The following is a 5,863-nucleotide window of genomic DNA, read 5'->3' as shown; positions in this document are numbered from 1 at the left end:
ATCATCAAGATATAGGAATCGGAGACGGCGTTTTGGTCTGAGATTTAATTTAATCGCTGGCATTTACAACTATGAACTTGCTTTAGGCTATCATCAAGTAGCTGAATAAGACTTTTGCAGGAGGTCTTATTAGTATTCTTAAGTATTTCTACGGTCAATCAATAGACATCCCCAAAAACTTATAAGCGAGTCACAGCAAGAAAGACAGACAGATTAGACAGAGAGTCAAAATTGACTCTTATCAATCAATATTTGGTGTTGCTAAAAGTTTGAGGTGTTGCTATGATGAGTCTAAAAGTGCTTTCCTTTGGAGTGTCAACATTATGACTCAAAAAGTATTAGCGAAATTAATGTCTTTTGCTGGTTGCGATAAGCTAGGATTATTCACGATAGCGATCGCATCTTCTTGTTTGATGATTGTTCCGCAGGGGCAAGTTAGGGCTGCATCTATTTTCATAGCGAATCATAGCTTTGAAGACCCCGTCGCTCCCCAACAGGGGACGACCGGATTTTATAGCAAAAATAGCATCACTGGCTGGTCGTTAAGCTCAACAGGTACTAATACTCCTTTCCTGGGGGTTCTTGATCCAACCAAATCTCAAATTCTTACTGGACTTGACCGTTTTTACAATCTACAACCGGTTCCTGATGGAGTTCAAGTAGCCTACAGTAACGGCGGAACTATCTCCCAGACACTTTCCGCAACTTTGCAAGCGAACACGCAATATACTTTGGGTGCCTATGTCGGAAGCAGGAAAAATATGGCCTTTCCGGGCTACAGTATCGAACTTTTAGCCGGAAGTACAGTTCTAGCCTCTAACAATATTATTACTCCCATTGCCGGAACTTTCGCACCTGTCACCGTTAGCTATTCCAGTGGTAGCAGCAGTCCGCTCTTCGGGCAGGCATTAGAAATTCGTCTGACCTCTAATGGAATCCAGACCAATTTCGATAATGTAACCCTTGACGCTTCTCCCATTCCCGAACCTTCCGCGATATTAGGATTGCTAGGTTTCGGACTGTTGGGAATCGCTTCAAAGTTACAACAAAAATAATAAGTAGTCGTGCAAAATTAATTTCCTAATCAGGACGGGAAACGGCTTAGATATGTAATTAATTTTGCTCAGATGCTTAATTGACCCGAATTATGGGGTATGCAGTTTCACAGCGCCTGATTACCCCAATAAATCTCCTGGAGAGCTATTCCTAACCCTCTCAAACTTCTTAAGATTGTTTTGACAATTCCCCCAAAGGAGTTTAGCGTCATGATAATAGGAATTATAAGTTAGATGTGACTGGAATGTGATATGACAGTCGCTTTTTTACTTTATCAAGCTATCATTCAACACTTCTGAATTCATCCATGACTCTCCCGATTTTATCATTATTGATAAAATCGGTTTTTATTTCTTTTCCCAATAATTCCTCGATTCCCTTATCTTCAAAAAATTGACTAAATAGGGGTTGCTGAATAAATCTAAAAACCTTGTTGGATAATATCTTTAGGCTTTTTTGAAATCAAAAAGTGCCAGATATGGGAGGGATCGGGGGGGAGAATTAGGCACTTTTTCCCTGAAACTTAGGTAATTGACCACCTGAAAATGGGTAAAACCCCACACCCCACCCTCACGCAAAACTTTTTGCCGCAAACCCTATTTAGAATGGGAGTTACCAGACAATTTAGCGGCTTTTCTCCTCAACACTTAAATTAATCGTGACGCGGGGGTTTATTGGTCGCAGAACCCGCCGGAGCGACCTTGGAGGTGGGGGGGATACCTTTGAGGGAAATGAGCGTATTCATCACCGTTTTTGCCACCGGAGCGGCCACAGTGGAGCCAAAAGTATTGGCTCCCTTGGGTTCATCCACCACCACCAAAACCACATAACGGGGCGATTCGATCGGTAAAATTGCGACAAAGCTGGTAATTTTGGCGTTAGGTAGATAACCCCCCGTGGGACTAGCTTTTTGTGCGGTTCCCGTTTTACCTCCGATGCGATAACCGGGGATTTGGGCCGCTACTCCTGTCCCCTTGCTGACGACGGTTTCCATCATTTCCACCACTTGCCGGGCCACGGTGGGAGAAAAGACTTTTTTGCTAGGATAATCAGGCTGCCAGTGCAAACGGCCGCGGTCGTCGGCTAATCCTTTGATCACATGGGGAGTCACCAGGGTGCCACCATTGGCCAGCGCGCCATGCAATTGTACTAATTTTAAAGGCGTTAGGGATAAACCTTGACCAAAGGAAGCGGTGGCCGATTCAATGGCATTATCCAGAAATTCTGGTTCGGGTTTGAGATATCCTGATACTTCTCCGGGTAAATCTACACCAACCCTTTGATTTATGTCCAATCCTAATAAACTTTTATAGAAATCAACTCGCCCCATTTTTTGGGCAATTTGCACCATGGCCACGTTACTAGAGGTTTGCAGAACTCGGGCCATATCTAGCGCCCCATAACCCTGTTTAGAGGCATTTTTAATGGTCCAGGGACCGACAGTAATTGCCCCCGGATCATTGACTACCGTATTAGCTTTAATTGCCCCCGCTTCCATGGCCAGGGCGATAATAATTGGTTTAAAAGTTGACCCCGGTTCGTACTGATCGGCTACGGTCCAATTTTTAAATAGAGCCACATTAGCTTTATAGTATTCATTAGGGTTAAAAGTTGGCTCACAAACTAGGGCTAAAAGAGAACCATCAAGGGAGTCCATGACGATGACAGCCCCCCGTTTAGCATTAAATTTCTTTAGCTGTTCCCGCAAGGCCGTCCGGGCTGCTCTTTGTAGTTTTAAATCGAGGGTTACTTCTAACTGTAATTCGTCAAATTGAAAGATACCATCGGGAACAAAAGCTGGTAAAATTCGCCCATCTCCCATGCGTCTTGTATTGACAGAAAAAGGATCTCTTTCTAATAACTGACTGGAACCTCTTTCTAATCCTGCCTGGCCACGATGTTCTTTATCTACATAGCCAATCACGTCGGCTGCCACATCGTCTTGGGGATAATAACGAGCGTATTTTTCCTCTAATTCTACACCGTCAATAGATAATTGTTTTAAGCCCCTAGCCACGGACTCGGTTAATTGATTGGCTAAACGAATTCCTGTTTCTTTTTCTTTAAATCTTTGAATCAGTTGATTAGTAGGAATATTTAATAAAGGAGCTAATTTATCAGCCACTTCTGCTGGGGGAATAGCAAACAGTTTTGGGTGTACATAAAGAGTATAAATCAAGCGATCGGTCGCCAAAACATTACCATTACTATCAACGATCGCCCGTCGGGGAATATAGGGTCTAATACTGGTGGTTTGCTGTTTTCTGGCTCTTTTTTGCAATTCCTGCGCTTGCACTATTTGCAACTGGTACAATCGCCAAGCTAAACCCACAATACCCATGACTAAAATCAACCACACCACCACTAATCGCCCGTTACTCAAAGGCAATTTTTTAAACTGTTTTTGCTGTTTTTTGGCGTTTAAATAGGACTTCCTGTCCCGGACTCTGCCCGAGGGCGATCGAGTTTCTTTGCTTCTAAATCGGGGTCTTTTTGTATCAGTCATGAGCAGTATCTTTCAGTTATCAGTAAACAGTGATCAGTGATCAGTAAACAGTGATCAGTAAACAGAGTAATCAGTGATCAGTAAAAAGACAGTAGGAAACTTCTATTTAATACTGCACACTTAAAAACTCACATCTGATAACTTTTAACTTACCCACTGATAACTGATAACTGATAACTGTTAATAGGCACTTCTGGGTCGAGAAATGACGGTAGATTGAGATTGAGAAGCGGGGGCTGGTTTCAGGTTCGGGGCAGATTTACGCTGTAAAAAGATAGTTTGGAAGGGTTGGGGATGAGTTAATCCGGTTTCGGGTTTTTCTGCTTGTTGAGCTAGTTGATGTTTAAGGGTTTCATTGGTGGCCAAAAGATGGCGCTCGTGACGTTGCAGTGTTTCTAGTTTACCAAATTCTTTGTCCCAAACCTTGGGAATATACACCGTCCAAGCATATATCCCCAGAGTCGAACCCAACAGACAAAAAGTAATCACAGCTACTATTTTTTCTAGGAGGCAAAGGAAACGTAATTGACGGGAGGCTAATTGTTTTTGTGTTGGGGCAACGGGAACTCTCACCACCGATTTAGTCGTCGGTTTTACTGTTGGAGTCGTCTGATTTACTGGTGACTGGGGACGAGGCTGACTCCCTTGGCTTTTTTGGCGGGAAACGGGAACGGGAACATAAGAATTATAGGCAGCAGACATGATTTTCTCTCAATATTTCTAGCTAGTGGTCGTTGTCAAAAATTAAGTTTCTAAAATTAGGAGTCGGTCATCAGTAGTCAGTAGGAAATATTTAATTGATCACTGTTGCCTTTTTTCCTTTTTCCTTTTTCCTTTTTACCTTAAAATCACTGTTCTAGCTCTAGACGTAAACGATATAAGATGGTTTGCGGATGAACTTGAGCAAGAATTTGATTAATCACCGTACTCGGTCCGGATGCCCCCCAACTACAACCGCGTTCTAGATAGATTTTAGCGGCTTTCCCGATGGTATAGGTTCCATAAGCGGCAATTGCTCCCTGTAGGAGAGCGGTACTACCGTAGAGGGTTAAAGAGGTAGGATTTTCAAAAATACTCGCCGCTGCCGCTGCCGTTTTGCCCAAACCGATAATCACAGTGCTGAGGATTTCCCCCACCAGCAACCCCGCACTACTGAAAAGTAGAGTCCGCCAGAGTTGACTAGCTTGGTGACTGGTAATTGGCAGGCCGTACAAACGAGCTAAAGCCCGAACTAGAGTTAAATCGACGATTGAAGCCCCTAGGAGGTCTAAAATAGCGATCGGATTGGCTGCAATCGCTAAAGCCTTATATTTCGCGTATTGCCAGATAATTTCCTCCGCTTGACTGTCCCGCAGTTCTAGGGTTTTTCTAGCGATATTTTCCTCCGCTTCTTGTCCTTGTACTAAAGCATTTAATGCCAGCAGCGATCGCCCTTCCCGATTTAAAATCGTTAAGAGTTTATCTTGCAGCTCCTCAATTTGGGGGGGAGGGGTTTCCCACTCAGTCACCACGCTCCCATCGGGGTATTCCACCCGGACGGGAATCGGTTGCGGTTCGGCGGCTACCATAACTATCTCATCGCTAGTTAACAAATCTTCTAACGTTTTTTCGTCCCGATTGGTTCCTAATCTCTGCAACTGCTGAAAAATCTGACGGCGATCAGCTTCTGGATAGAGATCAATCTTATTAAACACCAAAATAATCGGTTTTTTGGCCCGGCGCAATTCTCCTAAGGCCTCGTATTCGGTGCGGGTAATATCCCCGGCGACGATAAATAAGATCAAATCGGCACTTTTAGCGACTTCTCTGGCCATATTCGCCCGTGCTTCGCCTTCAATCTCATCCAATCCGGGGGTATCGATTAATTCTATCTGAATTTTACCCGTGGCTGGTGTCCAACGCACCGATCGCGGCCAGCGTGTCACCCCGTGCAGGGGTCCAGTTGTCAGGACTTTTTGACCGACTAAAGCGTTTACCACCGAGGATTTACCGCGACTGACTAACCCGAAGGCTGCCACCCGAATCACCGTTTCATCCAGTTTATCCAAGGCCGATTTTAAGGACTGCAAATCCTGTTTAACGGCGGCCTGAAGTTGGGGATCGGGGGGATAATTCCAATGGCGGCGAAAACTGGCATACCAAGTTAAGGCCTGTTGTAAACTAGCCTTAGCCTGATTGTAATGAGTTTCCTCGATCGATGGGGTCTTGGTCACGGTTGATTTTCTTTACTGTTTATTAACGCTGCTGCCTTTATTGTAGAGTTTCGGGGCGGTAACTGAGATGAGATAGTGGGGACGTGGG

4 protein-coding genes and 2 pseudogenes are annotated in these 5,863 nt (G+C 44.3%); 2 read left to right on the top strand and 4 right to left on the bottom strand.

The annotated features are described in order from the left end of the window. A pseudogene (locus IQ234_RS19465) lies at nucleotides 1-109 on the top strand (IS5/IS1182 family transposase); the annotation flags it as partial. A 214-nt stretch (nucleotides 110-323) separates the two neighbouring features. Next, nucleotides 324-1,055 carry a PEP-CTERM sorting domain-containing protein gene (locus IQ234_RS19460; protein ID WP_193958293.1) on the top strand — a complete coding sequence of 244 codons (732 nt, stop codon included), beginning with the start codon at nucleotides 324-326 and terminating at the stop codon, nucleotides 1,053-1,055. Nucleotides 1,056-1,356: 301 nt separating this feature from the next. Here the strand turns inward: IQ234_RS19460 and IQ234_RS19455 are convergent. The 4 genes and pseudogenes from IQ234_RS19455 to IQ234_RS19440 all read right to left on the bottom strand — a co-directional run. Further along, a pseudogene (locus IQ234_RS19455) lies at nucleotides 1,357-1,464 on the bottom strand (DUF4277 domain-containing protein); the annotation flags it as partial. 244 nt (nucleotides 1,465-1,708) lie between these two features. Continuing rightward, nucleotides 1,709-3,562 (bottom strand): peptidoglycan D,D-transpeptidase FtsI family protein, encoded by a 1,854-nt coding sequence (locus tag IQ234_RS19450; protein WP_193958292.1) that lies wholly within the window; start codon nucleotides 3,560-3,562, stop codon nucleotides 1,709-1,711. 180 nt (nucleotides 3,563-3,742) lie between these two features. Continuing rightward, on the bottom strand, nucleotides 3,743-4,264 hold the full coding sequence (locus IQ234_RS19445; RefSeq protein ID WP_193958291.1) for a hypothetical protein: 522 nt from the start codon (nucleotides 4,262-4,264) through the stop codon (nucleotides 3,743-3,745). A 146-nt stretch (nucleotides 4,265-4,410) separates the two neighbouring features. Next, nucleotides 4,411-5,775 (bottom strand): GTP-binding protein, encoded by a 1,365-nt coding sequence (locus tag IQ234_RS19440; protein WP_193958290.1) that lies wholly within the window; start codon nucleotides 5,773-5,775, stop codon nucleotides 4,411-4,413. Between the last annotated feature and the right edge of the window lie 88 nt (nucleotides 5,776-5,863).

This window comes from Microcystis aeruginosa LEGE 91341, assembly GCF_015206885.1.
GTDB lineage: Bacteria > Cyanobacteriota > Cyanobacteriia > Cyanobacteriales > Microcystaceae > Microcystis > Microcystis aeruginosa_H.
This window is presented reverse-complemented; position numbering and strand designations above follow the sequence as displayed.

Excerpts from the sequence above, each read along its gene's own strand:
- IQ234_RS19460 (WP_193958293.1), top strand. The coding sequence starts at position 324 with ATGACTCAAAAAGTATTAGCGAAATTAATGTCTTTTGCTGGTTGCGAT.
- IQ234_RS19450 (WP_193958292.1), bottom strand. The coding sequence starts at position 3,562 with ATGACTGATACAAAAAGACCCCGATTTAGAAGCAAAGAAACTCGATCG.
- IQ234_RS19445 (WP_193958291.1), bottom strand. The coding sequence starts at position 4,264 with ATGTCTGCTGCCTATAATTCTTATGTTCCCGTTCCCGTTTCCCGCCAA.